Raw genomic sequence first — 17,387 nt, forward strand, 5'->3', positions numbered from 1 at the left:
GTCCGGCGGGTGGCGCAGCCCCTTTGCTGGCGTTCACTCAGCCAATGCCCGCGCCGATCTCATCCGCCAGCCGCAACAGCGGCTGCTGGGATTGCTGCGCATAGGCCATCACCCACGCCCCTTGCAGGCGGATATGCAGCGCATAGGCCGCCGCATCCGGATCTGTTCGATTGAGCCGCCGCGCCTCGCGCGCCAGACCCTCCGTCCAGCTGGCATAGACCTCCTGCACCGCTTCTTGCAGCAAAGGCGTGTCCGAGGCCGCCTGCAACACGCTCAGCACCGGGCAGGCCTCGATGTGGTCGACCTGCCCCAATGTGGCCGCCAGATCCCGGCAGGCCGCCTGCGCGCCCTCTTCGAACGTCTCTGCCCCTTCAAAGGACCGCTGCACCAACGCCTCGATCCAAGCCCCTGCCCAGCGCGTGGCCGCCGCCGCCAATTCGGGTTTGCCGCCGGGAAAGTGATAATAAAGCGACCCTTTGGGCAGACCGGCCTCGGTCAGGATCTCGGTCAGCCCCACCCCGGAATAGCCCTTCCTGCGAAAGAGCCGTGAGGCGGTCTTGATCAGTGTAATGCGGGTGTCTGGCGCGGTCATAAAAAAGGAATAGCCTCATTGGACCGATTGGTCTACATATGTGATTAGACCGACTGGTCTACACGCAGTCGGACTACACACAGTCAGAGGTGATCTCCCATGTCCCCCACGCCCGAAACGATTTCCTTTGGCCCCAGCAGCAACCCTCTTGTGGGCCAGTGGTATCCGGCGCAGGGGCAAATGCAGGCGGCCATGGTTCTGCATGGGGCAACCGGCGTGCCGCAGCGGTTTTACCGCCATTTCGCGGCATGGGCCGCAGAGCGGGGCATTGGCACCCTGACCTATGACTACCGGGATTTTGGCGACTCGCTGCGCGGCCCGATCCGCAACAGCCCCGCCTCCATGGCGGATTGGGCGGTTGCCGATCAGGACGCAGCACAACGCAAATTGGCCGAGCTTGCCCCCACCGGGCCGCTTTGGGTGCTTGGGCATTCGTTGGGCGGGTTGGGCGTTGCGTTTCACACTTATCCCGCGCGGGTCTCACGCATCATCACGCTGGGGTCCGGGATGACACATCACTGGGATCACCCCTGGAGCTACCTGCCCAAGGTTCTGGCGTTCTGGTTCCTGCTTGGCCCGCTTGCAACGGCGGCGACGGGATATCTGCCGGGACGGCGGCTCGGGCTTGGCGCGGATCTGCCTGCCGGGGTCTACTGGCAATGGCGCCGCTGGTGCACACGGCGGGATTTCTTTGCCAGCGACATTGGCCGATCTCTGCCAAACCCCGATTTCGACGCACCCAATCCGCCACTGGATCTGTGCGTGGCGACGGATGATGTCGTCGTGCCCCCCGTCGCGGTTCAGCGGTATGCGGCGCATTTTGCGCCCAGCCGCACCCAATTGCGCATGTTTGATCCCGGCACCTATGGGTTGAAGCACCTGGGCCATGTGAGCTTTCTCGGTTCAGGTCTCGGTGCGGGCAACGAGGCCGCCTGGGACGACCTCCTGCTGCAGCAGACCGCGCAGGTCGACGCAGCGCCGATCCGGCAGGCGTTATAGCGTCTGTGGCCCACAACTCCTGAACATATTCACCACTTGCCAAGCTCCGCCGCCGCCCCTAGCGTCGCCGGATGAGCCAAACAACACCTGCCACGCCTGACACAATGGACCGCCCGCTACTGGGCATTGCCCTGATGCTGGGCTTTTGCGCCGTCATTCCATTGGGCGATGCGGTGGCAAAGATTCTGTCAACGCGCATTCCGGTGGGGCAGATCGTCTTTGTCCGCTTTGCAGCACAGGGGATCATCCTCGCACCGGTGGCGCTGATGCTGGGGATCTCTTTGCGCCTGCCTGCACGCATCATGCCCATCGTGCTGCTGCGCACGGTGCTACAGATGGCGGGCATCACCGCCATGTTCATGGCGCTGCGGTTCTTGCCGCTTGCGGATGCGGTGGCGATCGCCTTTGTGATGCCCTTTATCATGTTGCTCTTGGGCAAATACATCCTCAAAGAAGAGGTGGGCCTGCGCCGGCTCGCCGCCTGCGTCGTCGGCTTCTGCGGCACGCTTCTGGTGATCCAGCCCAGCTTTGCCGAAGTCGGCCTCAATGCCTGCTGGCCGCTGGCCGTTGCGCTGATCTTCTCTCTCTTCATGATGGTCACCCGCCGCATCGCGCGGGAAACCGATCCGATCGCCATCCAGGCGGTCTCTGGCGGTATTGCCTGCGGTCTGATGGCTGTGCTGTTTCTGCTTGGTCGCGTGTTCGAGGTGGCGGAGCTGGACATCACCCTGCCCGCCCGGCCTGAGATCAATCTGCTGCTGCTCGCAGGCGTGCTTGGTACCATCGCACACCTCATGATGACCTGGTCGCTGCGCTATGCGCCAACCAGCACGCTGGCTTCCATGCAATATCTCGAAATTCCGATGGCGGTCCTGGTGGGATGGCTGTTCTTTGCCGAGTTGCCAAACGCCATGGCCGCCTGCGGCATCCTTCTGACCATGGCGGCGGGGCTTTATGCGGTGATGCGGGAAAGAAAGGTCAGCCGAGAGGCGCGTCTCAGTGCCGCGCAGCAGGCGCAATCGCCGCCAGCCGCTACCGGGTTGCCGGCATCGCCGGAATAACCGCCCCGAGAGAGCCCCGCGGCAGGATCGCAAGCAAGCCCGGCCCATCGGCCTCGATCCGTACCGGTCCGGTGGCACGGTTCGACGTGCCGATCCGTGTCATCGGCGACAGCTGCAATCCGTCCAGCGACCATTCCAGCCCGACAGACCGTGCCGTGACCGGTGCCAGCGGGAACAGCGACACCACATCCCCCGCCGTCAGCGCCATATCCAGAGGCGCCGTGATATGCAGGACGATCTCATGAGCCCCGATCAGAATGCATCGTGCCGCATGCGGTTGCGTCAGAACATGCAGCGCTGCCAGTTGATGATCGACGCGCGCCCCCAGGAACCCGACCGCCAGCACCAGCGGCGCGCTGACCGCGCGCAGGGCCTTGTCGAAATCCGTGGTCTCCTGCTCCGCGACAAGATGCAGTAGACTGTCGGAGAGGGCCGCCCGGGCGGCCTCAGAGACCGAGTCGAAATCTCCGATCACCGCGCTAGGCTTATATCCAAGTGCAAGTGCGGTGTCCGCGCCCCCATCCGCGGCGACGAGCACCGGCGCCAGCGCAAGGGCCGCCTCCAGGTCAGCCGCCGTGACCTCCCCGCCGCCGATCAGGGTCACCGGGGCAGCCTGATGAACAATCACCTCTGTCATGCGGGTATCTCTCGCAGAAATGGAAACAAGCCACAATCTAAACACAAAATTATACGAACAATTGCTAGGATTCGGGCCGAATTTGACCCGAGCATGAATAGGGTGGACGATGCGACTTTGCTGAGGACGAACCGACCGATGGTACAGAATAACAAAGTATTGACCGTTTCCTACGGAACGTTTTCATGCACGCTCGAAGGGTTCGAGGACTCATTCGACACCATGAAGGCGATTGCCGAGTATTTTCGCGACCTCGCCGCAGACGACCGCTATTTCGGGGCGGAACCACCGCAGCCGGACGCAGATATGCTGGCCCGGATTGCCCAACGGGAAATTGCCCGCCAGGTCGAAGCCCGCAGCAGCGAAGGCGGCATCCACCTGCGTGCCGCAACGGCCGAAACCACCGCATCCGCGCTGTCGCCTGCGGTGGACACGCCTGCGCCTGCCGCGCCCAGTGCGCCAGAGGAAACCGCCGCTGATCCGGAAACCCCGTCGCGTCCGCTCATTGCAACGTCTGGATCGGTCGAGGAGACCGCGCCCGCACAGGATCATACCGCTGCGGAAGACGATACAGCTGATCTGTCCGCCGACACGGTTGCGGAGACAGCAGCGGAGGATCACCCCGATGCGACCTCGGATTCGGACGCATTTCTGTGGGGCGTGAATACCACGCTCACGGCCTCCGATGACGACGACGAAGATCAGGACGCGGAGATGAGCGCCTCGCAGCGTCGTGACGAGGACACCGTCCCCGCCCATGACAGCATCGCCGCTAAACTGCAGCGCATTCGTGCCGTGGTGGCCAAGGCGCCGGCAGAAGAAGAAGATTTCACCGAAGACGAGCACGCAGAGAGCCTTCAGGCGGATCAGCACAACGAGCTGGAGCATGTGCTCTCTCATGTGGAACCCTCTGACGAGACGTCCGAGGGGCAGGCACGGGACGTAGCAGCGGACCCCGACCTGGACCTGGACGCCTTCACCGAGGAGGAGGAATCCGTCAGCGATGTCCTCGACCGTCTGAACCTGACCGGTTCGGATCTGGATGAGGATGCCGATGAGGACCCGACCCAGCCGGCCGCCTCTGATGCCGATAAGGAACCGGCTAAACCGGCTGCCGCGCCCCCTGCACAATCGGATGCAGCGGAGCAAGCGGCACCGTCCGAGGCGGCCGACGCCCCTGCGGCCGACACCCCGTCCGCGCAGCCCGCGCCCGGCCCGGTCACGCCACGCCGCCCGGCGCGCGGACGTGTGATCCGCGTCAAACGCGCGCAGGTGGATGCAAACCTGATCGATTCCACCGCAGAGGACCTCTCGGACGCGCCGGCGCCCGCCGCAGCTGCCCCGGCTGAAACACCGTCGCGACCTGCCGCCCCCGCCGCAAGCAGCCTTTCGGATGACGATGAAGCGGAGCTGATGGCGGAACTCGCCGCCGTCGAAGCGGAACTGGTCGCCTCCTCCGGCGACGAGACCGACGCAAATGCGGCGCACGAGGATGACGACGCAGATGATCCGCGGTCTGGTGATGCGCAGGCAGCGTCGGAGTCCCCGGCCTCCCCCGCACGCCCCGCGCGCGACATTCTCACCGCAAGTGACCGATCGCCGGACGGTGATGTGTCACGGCTGATGGCAGCGGCCGATGATCGCCTGAGCCATGAGGACGCCACGACATCGCGGGAAACCTACAATCAGCTGCGTGCAGCGGTTGCAGCCGCGCAAGCCGATAGTGACGGATCGGACGACGCCCGCCGCGAGGCGCGCACGCAAGCGTTCCGCGCCGATCTGGCCAGTGTCGTGCGCCCGTCCCGCGGTGGCACCGGCGCGGACGGCCGCCCTCAGGAGAGCGCGCGCCCTGCGCCGCTGAAACTGGTGGCGGAACAACGCATCGATGCCGCCTCCGCCCCGGAGCAGCCCGCCACCGACGCCACCCGCCCCGCAGAGCGCAAACCGACGGCCGCAGCCGCCCCTGTCCGCCCGCGTCGCGTCTCCAGCGCGCTGCTGCAGGCCGATGACGAGGACACACCGCCCCGTACCGAAGACAGCGCCTTTGCCACCTTCGCGGCAGAGAAGGGCGCTGTGGAACTACATGAACTGCTGGAAGCCGCAGCCTCCTACATGAGCTTTGTCGAGGGCCGCGAGAGCTTCTCGCGCCCGCAGCTGATCAACAAGGTGCGCATGCTCGATGGTCAGGACGACTTCAACCGCGAGGACAGCCTGCGCTCCTTCGGTCAGCTTTTGCGCGAGGGCAAGCTGAAGAAGGCCTCGAACGGGCGGTTCTCCGTGTCGTCGCAAATCGGCTTTCGTCCAGGAGATCGCGCTGCCGGTTGAGCAAGCCTGATCCAGATGCAAGACACCCGAAACACCGCCCAACCCGGGCGGTGTTTTTGTATCTGCGGAACGGTCTCGCGTGCCGCGCTTTCTTCTCGATCAAACGGTGCGACGTACAAGTGGAGTCAATATCCCCTGACGGGAGAAAGCTGTTTCGCTTCGGGCAAAGCCCGAAGCGACCGGCGCCGCGCTCCCCTGCGGGGAGCGCGGCGCCGGGCCCAACTGGGCGATGGGTCCTGCAGGGGGCACGGAGCGCGGGCGGGAGCTCCCCGCCCTCACATCATGTGCGCCGATACGGAGCGGTGTTACTTTGGATGTTCGTCGTGGAGCGCGTCGGGGTCTTCCTTGCCGACACCTTTGAAGACGAACTTGAACGGCAGAACCCAGGCCACGCCCAGCGCGACATAAACCAGCAGTTCCAGCCAGAGCGGCGGACGATCCAGCAGATTGAGGATCGTCACCGCCAGCACGATATAGACCGGCATCCCCACAAGCAGGATCACCAGCGCCCAGATCCTCCGGGCGCGATAGCTGAGACCATCCTTTGCCATCAGTCAGCGAAGGGATCGGTCACCAGAATGGTGTCGTCCCGCTCCGGGCTGGTGGACAGCAACGCGACCGGGCATTGGATCAGCTCTTCAACCCGGCGCACATATTTGATCGCGTTGGCGGGCAGATCCGCCCAGCTGCGCGCGCCCTCGGTGGATTCGCTCCAGCCGTCCATCTCTTCGTAGATCGGCGTGCAGCGCGCCTGCTGATCGGCGGCGGTCGGCAGATAATCCAGACGGGTGCCGTCCAGATCATAGCCCACACAGATCTTCAGCGTCTCAAACCCGTCCAGAACGTCAAGCTTGGTCAGCGAAATCCCGTTAATGCCGGAGGTTGCGCAGGTCTGGCGCACGAGACAGGCATCAAACCAGCCACAGCGGCGCTGACGGCCGGTGGTGGTGCCAAACTCATGCCCCCGGGTGCCCAGACGCTCGCCATCCGCATCCGGTGTGCCGTCCGCGCCCAGCAGTTCGGTCGGGAACGGACCTTCGCCAACGCGGGTGGTATAGGCTTTGACGATGCCCAGCACATAGTCGATGGAATTGGGGCCAATGCCAACACCGGTCGCCGCCTGACCGGCGATTACATTCGACGAGGTCACAAAGGGATAGGTGCCAAAGTCAATGTCCAGAAGCGCGCCCTGAGCGCCCTCAAAGAGGATACGTTTGCCGGCTTTGCGCTTCTCGTTCATCACCTTCCAGACCGGCGCGGCGAAGGGCAGAATCTCGCCCGCGATCTCTTTCAGCAAGTCGACCAGTGCGTCACGGTCGATCGGCTCCACGCCGAGGCCCTTGCGCAGCGGGTCATGGTGCTGCAGCGCCCGGTCCACACGCGCCTCGAGCGTCGCATGATCGGCCAGATCGGCCACGCGAATGGCGCGGCGGCCCACCTTATCCTCATAGGCCGGGCCGATGCCGCGACCGGTGGTGCCGATCTTGGTGCCCTTGGAGGCCGCCTCTTCGCGGGCGCGGTCCAATTCACCGTGGAAGGGCATGATCAGCGGCGTGTTTTCCGCGATCATCAGCGTCTCCGGCGTGATGTCCACACCCTGGGCGCGCACGGTCTCGATCTCTTTGATCAGGTGCCACGGGTCGAGCACGACGCCATTGCCGATGACAGAGAGCTTGCCACCGCGCACCACGCCCGAGGGCAGCGCGTGCAGCTTGTAGACCTTCTTGTCGATGACCAGCGTGTGACCGGCATTGTGACCGCCCTGAAAACGCGCGATCACATCGGCGCGTTCGCTGAGCCAGTCAACGATCTTGCCCTTCCCTTCATCGCCCCACTGGGCGCCGACTACCACGACATTGGCCATCTCAGGTCCTTTGCATGCTGGTTGAAACCGACGCCCCGTATAGCGAGGCAGCGCGGGCGAGGAAACCGGAATCTCGTCGCAGCGCCGTTACAAAGCCCCGTCCACATCGCCATCCGCCCCCGAAACGCCTTCAAGGACCTCGGGACGGGTCCTCAAGATGCACGGGTTCGCCATGCGGCGTCTGCACATAGGCCTGCTCCCAGGCGCGTTTCATGTCGGTGAGGTCCTCCACCCCGGCGAGACCCTGCTCAAGCATCACGTGCTCCAGCGTATCCAGCCAGACGGCAAAGTAATCGTCGCCGCCATTCAGGGCCTGCGACAGTCCCGCCTGCCGCAGCGCCGAGGAAAACCGCGCCACCCAGTCCGGCCAGGTGAACAGACCGCGCTCGTTGAGGTGCACGACAAGGGCAAAGACCTGCGCGTGCCAGGGGCTGTCAAACACGGGGTCCGGACGGTGCGAGGGGGCTGCCATGGTCAGGCGGGCTCCAGATAGCTTTGCCAGAGATCAAGGACCACCTCATCGCGCGGATGTTCGGCATGCGGCCAGAGGCTCTGCGCGGCAAAAGACACGGCATAGAGCGGCTCCGGGGCCTCGCCGCGGTCGTGGGCGTTGCTGTCGGGAAAGACATGGCTGCCATGCAGGCGCAGAACCTGCCCCTCGGCGGAGCCGGCATAGGCCGGAAGACGGGTATGCCCGCCGTTTACGAGGGTATTGGCCGGGCGCCGGGTGCGCACCCTGTCGCCGGGTCTGAACTGCGCGGCAACCTGGCTGTCGCGCACAGCGGGTCCCCCCGCGGCCAGAACCTGCGCGACCGCCTCCGGGTGCAGGCAGCGCGCCGCCAGCGGATGCTGGGGCAGCGCCGGGGTTTCCTCAGTGGCGAAAGGCTGGGCGAGATCTTCTTCGCGCAGGACACCCTGTTCCACGAGGAGATTGGCCAGCGCCGCCATCCATTTCTCGTAGTAGGACAACCGGGTGTAATCCGCCGCACTCAACCGCTCACGCGCGTGGCGCGACCCGTCGATGTTCCATTGCCCCAGCGCACCGCAGGCCAACGTGACCGCCAGCGCCCGGGCATGCCAGTCCGTGGAAAACACCGGTGCGTCCTCGGCCTCGGGCGTGATCCGGCCCTCGCCGAAACGTCCGCCCATGTCATGCACTCGAGTCATTCAGCCCCCTCCTGCCCCGCCACGCCCCCTGTATCCGGCCGACGCGCCAGGGCTGTTCCGATCATCGAATCGCGGCTGACCAATCGCATCAGCTGATCCTCGCTCCAGTCGTCGGTGCCTGCGGGGCGCATGGGCAAGACCAGATAGCGGACCTCGGCCGTGGAATCCCACACCCGGACAGCGGTGCCCTCTGGCAGCGTCACGCCAAACTCAGACAGAACTTTGCGCGGCTCTCGCACCGCGCGGGCCCGATAGGCATCGGATTTGTACCACCCCGGCGGAATCCCCAGCAGCGGCCACGGGTAGCAACTGCACAGGGTGCACACGACCATATTGTGCCGCTCGGGCGTGTTTTCGACCACAACCACATGTTCGCCCTGACGTCCGTTGAATCCCATCTGCGTCAGGACGGGATCGGCGTCTTCCAGCAAGGCGGTCCGAAACGCCGCATCGGCCCAGGCGCGGGCCACCACGCGCGCGCCGTTCTGCGGACCGATCCTGTTTTCATAGGTATCGATGATTTCATCCAGCGCCGCCGGGTCGATCAGCCCCTTGCGAGTCAGAATCGTTTCCAGCGCCTTGACCCGCAGGGACGGATCGGAGGGCAAATGCGAATGCGGCGGCTGTTGCCGGTCGGAGGTATCATGCGGCATGCCCCGAGAGTGCCTGCCCCACCCGCCCCTGTCCAGCCTGAGCGACCGCTGCGGCACCGTAATCCGGCCCAACGGCGGAACCGGCTGGAACTCGCCCCTTGCCCCGACCGGCAATCTTCCCTATGAACCGCCCGATACTCAGCCAACAGCCGCAGGGTCCTATGGAAAACGTCGTTCTCATCATCCATCTTCTTCTGGCGCTCGGCCTCATTGCCGTTGTTCTTCTGCAACGGTCGGAGGGCGGTGGCCTTGGCATGGGTGGCGGTGGTGGCGGTGGCGCCATGACCGGCCGCGCGGCAGCAACGGCGCTGAGCAAGATCACCTGGGTGCTCGCGATCGCGTTTATCGCCACGTCGATCACCCTGACCGTGCTCGCAGCACAGAAATCCGCAGGCAGCTCGATCACCGACAGCCTGAGCGCACCGGCCGATGGTGAGGCACCTACCGCACCCGCCACGCCGCTGGGCAACGACCTGTTGCCACCCAGCCAGGGTGAAAACGCGCCGCTGGTGCCAAGCGCCGACTGACATACAAAACCTAGACAGACTTAAGGGAACCGTAACAGCATCTTGCGGTTCCCTTGCGCATGCTTTGCGAATCTGATAACTGTTAAGTCCCGTGATGCTGCGGTTTTTGAGGCGTGAACTTCGCGCTTGAATCACCGCCGGGCAGCAAGAGATGCGGGGTCTTCCCCGGATCACGACTGAACCGATTTGGACCTGACACGATCTCACGGGGGCAGCCGAAAACATGGCGCGTTTCATCTTTATTACTGGCGGTGTCGTCTCTTCTCTGGGCAAGGGACTGGCCTCTGCTGCGCTGGGTGCGCTGCTGCAAGCGCGGGGCTATTCCGTCCGCCTGCGCAAACTCGACCCCTATCTGAACGTCGATCCGGGCACCATGAGCCCGTTTGAACACGGAGAGGTCTTTGTGACCGACGACGGGGCCGAAACCGACCTCGATCTGGGCCATTACGAGCGGTTCACCGGCGTACCAGCCCGCAAGACCGACTCGATCTCCTCCGGGCGGATCTACACCAACGTGCTGGAGAAGGAGCGCCGCGGCGACTACCTCGGCAAGACCATTCAGGTGATTCCGCATGTCACCAACGAGATCAAGGACTTCATCTCCATCGGTGAGGATGAGGTCGATTTCATGCTCTGCGAGATTGGCGGCACCGTGGGCGACATCGAAGGGCTGCCTTTCTTTGAGGCCATCCGTCAGTTCAGCCAGGATAAGCCGCGCGGTCAGTGTATCTTTATGCACCTGACGCTGCTGCCCTACATCAAGGCCTCTGGCGAGCTAAAGACTAAACCGACCCAGCACTCCGTGAAGGAACTGCGCTCCATCGGTCTGGCCCCCGATATTCTGGTCTGCCGTTCCGAGGGGCCGATCCCGGTGAAGGAACGCGAAAAGCTGGCGTTGTTCTGCAACGTGCGTGCCGACAGCGTGATTGCGGCGCAGGATCTGAAATCCATCTACGAGGCGCCGCTGGCCTATCACCGCGAAGGCCTCGATCAGGCGGTTCTGGACGCCTTTGGCATCGCCCCTGCCCCGCGCCCGACGCTGGACACCTGGGAAGACGTGGCCGACCGCATCTACAACCCCGAAGGTGAGGTCAAAGTCGCCATCGTGGGCAAATACACCCAGCTTGAGGACGCCTATAAATCCATCGCCGAGGCGCTCACCCATGGTGGCATGGCGAACCGGGTGAAGGTGCGTATCGAGTGGGTCGACGCAGAGCTCTTCGACAAGGAAGACGCAACGCCATACCTGCAGGGCTTCCATGCGATCCTCGTGCCCGGCGGCTTTGGCGAGCGCGGCACCGAAGGCAAGATCAAGGCGGCGCAATATGCCCGCGAGCACAAGGTGCCCTACCTCGGCATCTGTCTCGGCATGCAGATGGCCGTGATCGAGGCCGCCCGTAACGTGGCCGGTATCGAGGAAGCAGGCTCGGAAGAATTCGACCATGAAGCGGGTAAAAAGCGTTTTGAACCCGTGGTTTATCACCTCAAGGAATGGGTGCAGGGCAACCACAAGGTGAGCCGCAGCGCCGATGACGACAAAGGGGGCACCATGCGTCTGGGTGCCTATGACGCGTCCCTCTCCGATGGGTCCAAAGTGGCCGAGGTCTATGGCTCCACCTCCATCGAGGAACGCCACCGTCACCGCTATGAGGTCGACATCAAATACCGCGAAAAACTCGAGGCCTGCGGTCTGAAGTTCACTGGCATGAGCCCGGATGGCCGCCTGCCCGAGATCGTTGAATGGAGCGATCATCCTTGGTTCATCGGCGTGCAGTTCCACCCGGAACTCAAATCGAAGCCCTTCGATCCGCACCCGCTGTTCAAGGATTTCGTCCGCGCAGCCAAGGAAACCTCGCGTCTGGTCTGATACCTGCGCAACGTCACGATAACGGAACAAAGGGCATCTCTATCGGGGTGCCCTTTTTGCATGCGCTCCTTTTTCATGTGCACTTGGCAGCGCGATGAGCTGCTGCCACACTCCGAACGTACCGGAGGAGAAGACATGCAAACATGTTTGGGGCGCATCCTCATCTATACAAAACGCATCAATGATATGGTGGCGTTTTACTCCGCCCTTTTTGGCTACACCCGCCACGACCTCCCCGGCGACCGGATCGTCGAACTGCGCCCCCCTGCCGCCGGTGCAGCCCTGATCTTGCATCCCGCCGCCCGCAGTCAGAAAATCGGTCAATCCAGCGTAAAACTGGTCTTTGACGTCGAGGATGTGGCCGGGTTTTGCGCCGCTGCCTCAAAGGCCGGCTTTGCCTTTGGCAGCCTCCACCAGGCGGACGGCTACCACTTTGCCAATCGCAAGGACCCGGACGGCAATTCGGTCTCTGTATCAAGCCGTATTTTTGCGCCCGACAGGTGAGCCCCGTTAGCAATTTGGAAGCCCCCATCTCGTATGGTCCTGAGTCGAAGTGACGACCCAAGCGCGGCCGAGAATGGCCGCTGGAGACAGCGATGCCAGAAACAGGCACCATAACGAGCAAGGAACCCCGAGAGGAGTTCCCGGTGATCGGAACCGACGAGGTTCCCGCGGTCTTTTTCGACGGCGACAAGCTGCTCTTATGCTACGAGGTGGCGCCCATTGCAGGCGGCGGGCTCGCCATTCTGGAGTTTGACGATGTGCTGGATTTCCGCGTTGATCCCATGAATGTGGATGAACTTTCGGACTCGCCCTACCCGGTCTCAGCATGGAATATCACCGAAATCTGCGGCAGCGAAAAAGCCGCCCGCTGGGCCGCGATGGATGCCCGCTACTGGAGCCTGTCTTTCACCGACATGACCCTCACGGTGCTGTTTGACACCGTGCGTCTGGCCGGGCGCAGCCGCGAAAAATGCCTGCCGCACACGGCGCTGAAACACTTCATCGGGTCCTCCCTTGCGGCGTGATGCTGCGTGGTCCGTGCCTGCACATCCGCCGGCTGAACCCCATGATGCGCGCCCTGCTACGCGCCAAGTGTTTTTTCGCTGAAACGGCAGGGCGTTAGCGCAACCAACGCAAAGCATTTGTTGTCTCTGTCTCGGCCCCCGGTATAGAAGTGGCAGCAACAGTATCCGTGCATTTCCCAAGGAGGCCGCGCGTCATGGCGACAGACCCCGCAACCCATCAGCAACAGTTTGACCGCATTGCAACTGGCAAGGGCTTCATCGCCGCGCTGGACCAGTCCGGCGGCTCCACACCCAAGGCGCTGGCGCTTTATGGCGTGATGGAAGACGCCTATTCCAATGACGAGGAAATGTTTGCGGAAATCCAGAAGATGCGCGCTCGCATCATCACCGCACCGGATTTCAACAGCGACAAGATCCTCGGCGCGATCCTGTTTGAAAAGACCATGGACAATGCCATCGACGGCACGCCCGTCCCCACCTACCTCTGGGAAAAATGCGGCGTTGTACCCTTCCTGAAGGTCGACAAGGGTCTTGCGGATGAAGCAGACGGCGTCCAGTTGATGAAGCCGATGCCCGATCTCGACGCGCTGTTGGAACGCGCGGTTGCGGCTGGCATTTTTGGCACCAAGATGCGCTCCGTCGTCAAAGAAGCCAACGAGGTCGGCATCAAATCCGTGGTGGCGCAGCAGTTCGAGGTTGGCCTGCAGATCGCCCGCGCCGGTCTGGTTCCGATCATCGAACCCGAGGTGGACATCAACTCCGCCACCAAATCCGAGGCCGAAGCCCTGCTGAAGGCCGAGATCGCAGCACAGCTTGACGCCCTGCCCGAGGGCACCAAGGTCGCGCTCAAACTCACCATTCCTGATGAGGCAGGTCTGTATGACAGCCTCGCGGATCACTCCGCCGTGGTGCGTGTGGTGGCGCTGTCTGGTGGCTACACCACCGATGATGCCTGCGCGCGCCTGTCGCAAAACAGCAAGATGATCGCCTCGTTCTCGCGCGCCCTGACCGAGGGGTTGAACGTGGCGATGTCGGATGCGGACTACAACGCCGCCCTTGGCTCCAACATCGACAAGATCTACAAAGCCTCGCTCTGAGACACGACGTGTTCAGACCGTTGCTTGAAACAGAAACGGCCGCAGCACCCGCTGCGGCCTTTTTTGCTTTTACATCATAGGTTAGCCCGCGCGGCGGAAGGCTGCGTCCTGCCCGCCCTCAGCACCGACGCTCTGCGTGCCTGCGTCCAGTTGGAACACGGACACCAGCCCCGAGAGGGTCGATGCCTCATTGCGCATCTCCATCAGGGCGGCCGTGCTTTGTTCGACCATGGCCGCGTTCTGCTGGGTCACGCTATCAAGCTGCGACACGCCGATGTTGATCTCGCCAAAGGCCGTGGATTGCTGATCTGCCGAGCTTGCCACCTGCTCGGTCAGCTCCGCCGCTTCGTTGATCTGGCTCACGATGCTCTCCAGCACGTCCCCCGCGTTGCCCACGAGTTCGACACCGCTTTCCACATGCTTGCTGCTGATGGCGATCAGCTCTTTGATTTCGCCAGCAGAATCCGCCGTGCGTTGAGCAAGATTGCGCACCTCGGAGGCCACCACGGCAAATCCGCGCCCGCTCTCGCCGGCGCGGGCGGCCTCCACGCCCGCGTTCAGCGCCAACAGGTTGGTCTGAAAGGAGATGTCGTCGATCACCGAGATGATTTTGGAAATCTGGGCCGAGGAGTCGGCAATCTCGTTCATTTTCTCAACCGCATTGCGCACCACCACGCTGCCCTCTTCGGCGCGCTGGCGGGTGGTGCCGACGGTGAGGCTTGTTTTCTGCGTGGCCTCCGCCGACGAGCGCATGCTGGCGCTGATCTCTTCCACCGCGGCCGCTGTTTCCTCCAGCGTGGCTGCCTGGGATTCGGTACGTTGTGACAGATCCTGGGAGGCTTGCGAGACCTCCAGCGCACCGCTGTCCAATTGTTGTGCCGAGCTGCGAATGCCCGCGATCACCTGCCGCAGGGCCCCGAGCGCCGCATTGAAGCTCTCTCTGATCCCATTGAACTGTTCCGGAAAATCGCTGTCCTGCGGAGACGGGATGTCATGGCTCAGATCCTGAGCCGCCAACGCCTCGATCGCCTCGGTCATATAGCGGAACCCTCGGTTCTGCTCTTCCTGAACGGCCTCTGCATGGGCATCAAAAATCAACTGGATATCCAGCGCCATCGCGCGGGACAGGATGCCCAGCAACTGATGCGTTTCCTTGGCGGGGCGCAGGAACCGCCGCGCCCCCTGTTTCAGGACCAGCGCCTGAATATGGGCGGTCGCATGGGCATAGCCCGCATTGAAGAAGGAGAACGGCAGCCCGATCCGGGTGTGAACGCGGCCGATGTTCTGTGCCGAGGCCAGATACTCGGCACTGAAATCACCGGAAAACAGGCGCGACCAGTGTTTCAGCTGTTCCGCCTTTGCGCGCTCCATCATGGCATCACTTTTGAAGAAGGCGGCCATTTCCGGTTCGCGCCCAACCCGGTCGTAAAAATGAGCCAGGACCTCGGGCAACAGCGCCATCACCATCGGCGCCGCGCGTTGCAGACGGGTCCCGTTTTCCCCGTCAAGATCGTAAGTCGCCAACAGCGCGTTTATGTCAATCGTCACAGGACTACTCCTCCGCATTCCCTAAAAAGCAGCGAGCGCCGTGAGTGTATCGTAAAAATGAGCGCCGCAAGACCCGGAGAGGATTATGGAGGATTTGCGAACGAATGCTGAATGTTGAAAAGTTTATGGTTTACGCGTGTAAAACACTGAATTTTCATTGCTTCAGCTGTCGCACCGCACGGATATGACGCCATCACGTGGCGGCAGACACACATACATCTGACAGTCACGTTTTTTGCATGATTCGGTTGGTGATGTCAGCGATGCGGTCTCAGAACGCCGATGTCAAATCCAGCGTGGGCCCCAAAATGGCCTATTCCACGCGAATTTCAGACAATCACCGGTGAGAGAGGTCGGGGGCAAATCATGCGCCGCGCCGCTGTGTGATCGGCGCGGTGGCGATATGGGCGTGTTTACGCGCGACAAGCCCGGGCGATCTCTTCGGCACTCAGCTGGTAACGATTTGCAAACCGTTTCCGCGCCGCCACCAGCCTCGGGTCGTCCGGTGTCATGCCAAGGGTGCGGATAAACTCGACCCGTTGCTGGTTCTTCAGCGCCTCGCGGTCGATGGCCGTGCCCATCGCGCGGTCGATCACCTCACCGCCGGGCGAGACGTGGAACCATTTGGAGAAATCGCGGAAATGGTGCTGGTTGTGAAGCTGGGTCACATGCCGCTCCACCCGTGTTTTGGACACTGTCAGATGCGCGGTCATGTGAAACCATTCATACCCCAGAAAGGTCGCAACCCCGCCCACCAGCACAATCGCCGCCGCAAGCGTCAGCGCATGCAGCGGCAGGACCAGCCACACCAGCCCGTAGATCAGCGCAAAATTCACCGCCAGCATCGGCAGCGCCACCCAGATCGGCGCAAAGAACAGCCGGTGATTGGTCGGAAAATCATGGTGGCCGTAATGCGCCTGATAGAGCAGATCAAAGGCCCACTGTCGGCGCGGCGGTTTCAGGTGAAAGATATACCGGTGCAGCCCGTATTCATTGAGCATCTGCAAGCCGACCCCCAGCACCACAAAGCCCCATTGCCATGTCGCCCCCTGCATCAGCAGGATCGCCACACCCAGCGCCACCGCCGCCAGCATCACCGGCACCGACGGGTGCGACAGCAAGAGTTTCAACCGCATCATGTCCGCTCCTCCCCGAATGGACCTGCCCAGCCTGCGCGCCCCGGCGGCGCTACTTAAAGACCGGCGGGCGTTTTTGCATGTTCGCCATCACCACTTCCATCTGTTCGGGCTTGCCGATCAGTGCCGCCTGTTCTTCGCTTTCGCGCAACAGCACCTCTGCGGCATGGGCACCGCTTTCGGCATAGGCGATCAGGCGCTTGGCGGCGCGGATGGCATTGGGGCCCTTGCCTGCGATCTCTGCCGCAAGCGCCTGCGCGCGGGCCAACGGATCATCCGCGATCTCGGTGACCAGCCCCCAGCGCTCGGCCTGCTCGGCCTCCACCGGCGTTGCCGTATAGGTCAGCACGCGCAGCACGTCCGAACGTACCAGCTGCGGCAGGAGCGCCATGCCCCCCATATCCGGGATCAGGCCCCATTCCATTTCCATCACCGCGAGCTTTGCATCCGGGGCCGCAATGCGCATATCCGCCCCCAGCGCAATCTGAAGCCCTGCGCCAAAGGTTGCCCCCTGCAAGGCCGCAATCACCGGAATATCCAAGGCGCGCCACATCATGGCGACGGCCTGAAAATCATTGGCGTCCCCCTCGGTGCGATCCATAATCCAGCCGGAGTCCTGCATCTGCCCCATCGCGGCAAAGCTCATCACATCAAGGCCCGCGCAGAAACTCTTGCCCTCGCCCGACAAAACCACCGCCCGCGCGTCCGAGGCCGCAACCTCCTTGGCCGCTTGGATCACCGCCGCCAGCATATGTTTGTCGACCGCGTTCATCTTGTCGGCGCGGGTCAGGGTGACATGGGCCACATGGTCGCGGATCTCGACGGATACACGCGCGTTTTCCTCAGCCATCACGGGCTCCTCCTCTGGTCGTCTCGCGTGCCGTCG

At 63.1% G+C, this 17,387-nt stretch carries 18 protein-coding genes; 8 read left to right on the top strand and 10 right to left on the bottom strand.

The genetic code is table 11. The annotated features are described in order from the left end of the window. Positions 1-37: 37 nt before the first annotated feature. On the bottom strand, positions 38-592 hold the full coding sequence (locus tag MHM88_RS06940) for a TetR/AcrR family transcriptional regulator (protein ID WP_239361681.1): 555 nt from the start codon (positions 590-592) through the stop codon (positions 38-40). A 99-nt stretch (positions 593-691) separates the two neighbouring features. Between MHM88_RS06940 and MHM88_RS06945 the strand changes: the two genes are divergently transcribed. Continuing rightward, positions 692-1,591 carry an alpha/beta fold hydrolase gene (locus MHM88_RS06945; protein ID WP_239361683.1) on the top strand — a complete coding sequence of 300 codons (900 nt, stop codon included), beginning with the start codon at positions 692-694 and terminating at the stop codon, positions 1,589-1,591. Between the two features lie 71 nt (positions 1,592-1,662). Beyond that, positions 1,663-2,652 carry a DMT family transporter gene (locus MHM88_RS06950; RefSeq protein ID WP_239361685.1) on the top strand — a complete coding sequence of 330 codons (990 nt, stop codon included), beginning with the start codon at positions 1,663-1,665 and terminating at the stop codon, positions 2,650-2,652. Here the strand turns inward: MHM88_RS06950 and MHM88_RS06955 are convergent. Further along, entirely contained in the window at positions 2,624-3,289 is a 666-nt protein-coding gene (locus tag MHM88_RS06955) for a thiamine diphosphokinase (protein ID WP_239361688.1), read from the bottom strand. The genes MHM88_RS06950 and MHM88_RS06955 overlap by 29 nt on opposite strands. Before the next feature lie 138 nt (positions 3,290-3,427). Here MHM88_RS06955 and MHM88_RS06960 point away from each other — a divergent pair, with 138 nt between their 5' ends. Further along, positions 3,428-5,614 carry a chemotaxis protein CheA gene (locus tag MHM88_RS06960; protein WP_239361689.1) on the top strand — a complete coding sequence of 729 codons (2,187 nt, stop codon included), beginning with the start codon at positions 3,428-3,430 and terminating at the stop codon, positions 5,612-5,614. Between the two features lie 305 nt (positions 5,615-5,919). On the opposite strand, the gene MHM88_RS06965 is transcribed toward MHM88_RS06960, so the two are convergent. From MHM88_RS06965 to nthA, 5 genes are all read right to left on the bottom strand, one after another. After that, positions 5,920-6,165 (bottom strand): DUF2842 domain-containing protein, encoded by a 246-nt coding sequence (locus MHM88_RS06965; RefSeq protein ID WP_239320815.1) that lies wholly within the window; start codon positions 6,163-6,165, stop codon positions 5,920-5,922. Next, positions 6,165-7,478 carry an adenylosuccinate synthase gene (locus MHM88_RS06970; RefSeq protein WP_239361692.1) on the bottom strand — a complete coding sequence of 438 codons (1,314 nt, stop codon included), beginning with the start codon at positions 7,476-7,478 and terminating at the stop codon, positions 6,165-6,167. The genes MHM88_RS06965 and MHM88_RS06970 overlap by 1 nt, the downstream gene beginning before the upstream one ends. A gap of 130 nt (positions 7,479-7,608) precedes the next feature. After that, entirely contained in the window at positions 7,609-7,950 is a 342-nt protein-coding gene (locus MHM88_RS06975) for a nitrile hydratase accessory protein (RefSeq protein ID WP_239361693.1), read from the bottom strand. 2 nt (positions 7,951-7,952) lie between these two features. Beyond that, positions 7,953-8,645, bottom strand: a complete 693-nt coding sequence (nthB, locus tag MHM88_RS06980; protein WP_239361695.1) for a nitrile hydratase subunit beta — start codon at positions 8,643-8,645, stop codon at positions 7,953-7,955. Then, positions 8,642-9,298, bottom strand: coding sequence for a nitrile hydratase subunit alpha (nthA, locus tag MHM88_RS06985; RefSeq protein WP_239361696.1), 657 nt, complete (start codon positions 9,296-9,298; stop codon positions 8,642-8,644). The genes nthB and nthA overlap by 4 nt, the downstream gene beginning before the upstream one ends. A 161-nt stretch (positions 9,299-9,459) precedes the next feature. On the opposite strand from nthA, the gene secG reads away from it, so the two are divergent. The 5 genes from secG (at position 9,460) to MHM88_RS07010 (ending at position 13,817) form a co-directional block, all read left to right on the top strand. Then, a complete protein-coding gene (gene secG, locus MHM88_RS06990; protein WP_239361699.1) occupies positions 9,460-9,825 on the top strand; it encodes a preprotein translocase subunit SecG in 366 nt (121 codons plus the stop codon). A gap of 223 nt (positions 9,826-10,048) precedes the next feature. Beyond that, complete coding sequence (locus MHM88_RS06995) at positions 10,049-11,692, top strand: CTP synthase (RefSeq protein WP_005620851.1); 1,644 nt, start codon at positions 10,049-10,051, stop codon at positions 11,690-11,692. 135 nt (positions 11,693-11,827) lie between these two features. Continuing rightward, on the top strand, positions 11,828-12,196 hold the full coding sequence (locus MHM88_RS07000; RefSeq protein WP_239361701.1) for a VOC family protein: 369 nt from the start codon (positions 11,828-11,830) through the stop codon (positions 12,194-12,196). Between the two features lie 92 nt (positions 12,197-12,288). Beyond that, positions 12,289-12,720: a hypothetical protein gene (locus MHM88_RS07005; RefSeq protein ID WP_239320796.1), complete on the top strand. Its 432-nt coding sequence runs from the start codon at positions 12,289-12,291 to the stop codon at positions 12,718-12,720. Between the two features lie 194 nt (positions 12,721-12,914). Further along, complete coding sequence (locus MHM88_RS07010) at positions 12,915-13,817, top strand: fructose bisphosphate aldolase (protein WP_239361710.1); 903 nt, start codon at positions 12,915-12,917, stop codon at positions 13,815-13,817. An 81-nt stretch (positions 13,818-13,898) separates the two neighbouring features. Here MHM88_RS07010 and MHM88_RS07015 read toward each other — a convergent pair whose 3' ends face one another. The 3 genes from MHM88_RS07015 to MHM88_RS07025 all read right to left on the bottom strand — a co-directional run bounded on the left by MHM88_RS07015 (position 13,899) and on the right by MHM88_RS07025 (position 17,351). Next, positions 13,899-15,365 carry a globin-coupled sensor protein gene (locus tag MHM88_RS07015; RefSeq protein ID WP_239361712.1) on the bottom strand — a complete coding sequence of 489 codons (1,467 nt, stop codon included), beginning with the start codon at positions 15,363-15,365 and terminating at the stop codon, positions 13,899-13,901. A 413-nt stretch (positions 15,366-15,778) separates the two neighbouring features. Beyond that, positions 15,779-16,504, bottom strand: a complete 726-nt coding sequence (locus tag MHM88_RS07020; RefSeq protein ID WP_239361720.1) for a sterol desaturase family protein — start codon at positions 16,502-16,504, stop codon at positions 15,779-15,781. 49 nt (positions 16,505-16,553) lie between these two features. Then, on the bottom strand, positions 16,554-17,351 hold the full coding sequence (locus MHM88_RS07025) for a crotonase/enoyl-CoA hydratase family protein (RefSeq protein WP_239361722.1): 798 nt from the start codon (positions 17,349-17,351) through the stop codon (positions 16,554-16,556). Positions 17,352-17,387: the final 36 nt, after the last annotated feature.

The organism is Epibacterium sp. MM17-32, from assembly GCF_022348205.1.
Classification (GTDB): Bacteria; Pseudomonadota; Alphaproteobacteria; order Rhodobacterales; family Rhodobacteraceae; genus Epibacterium.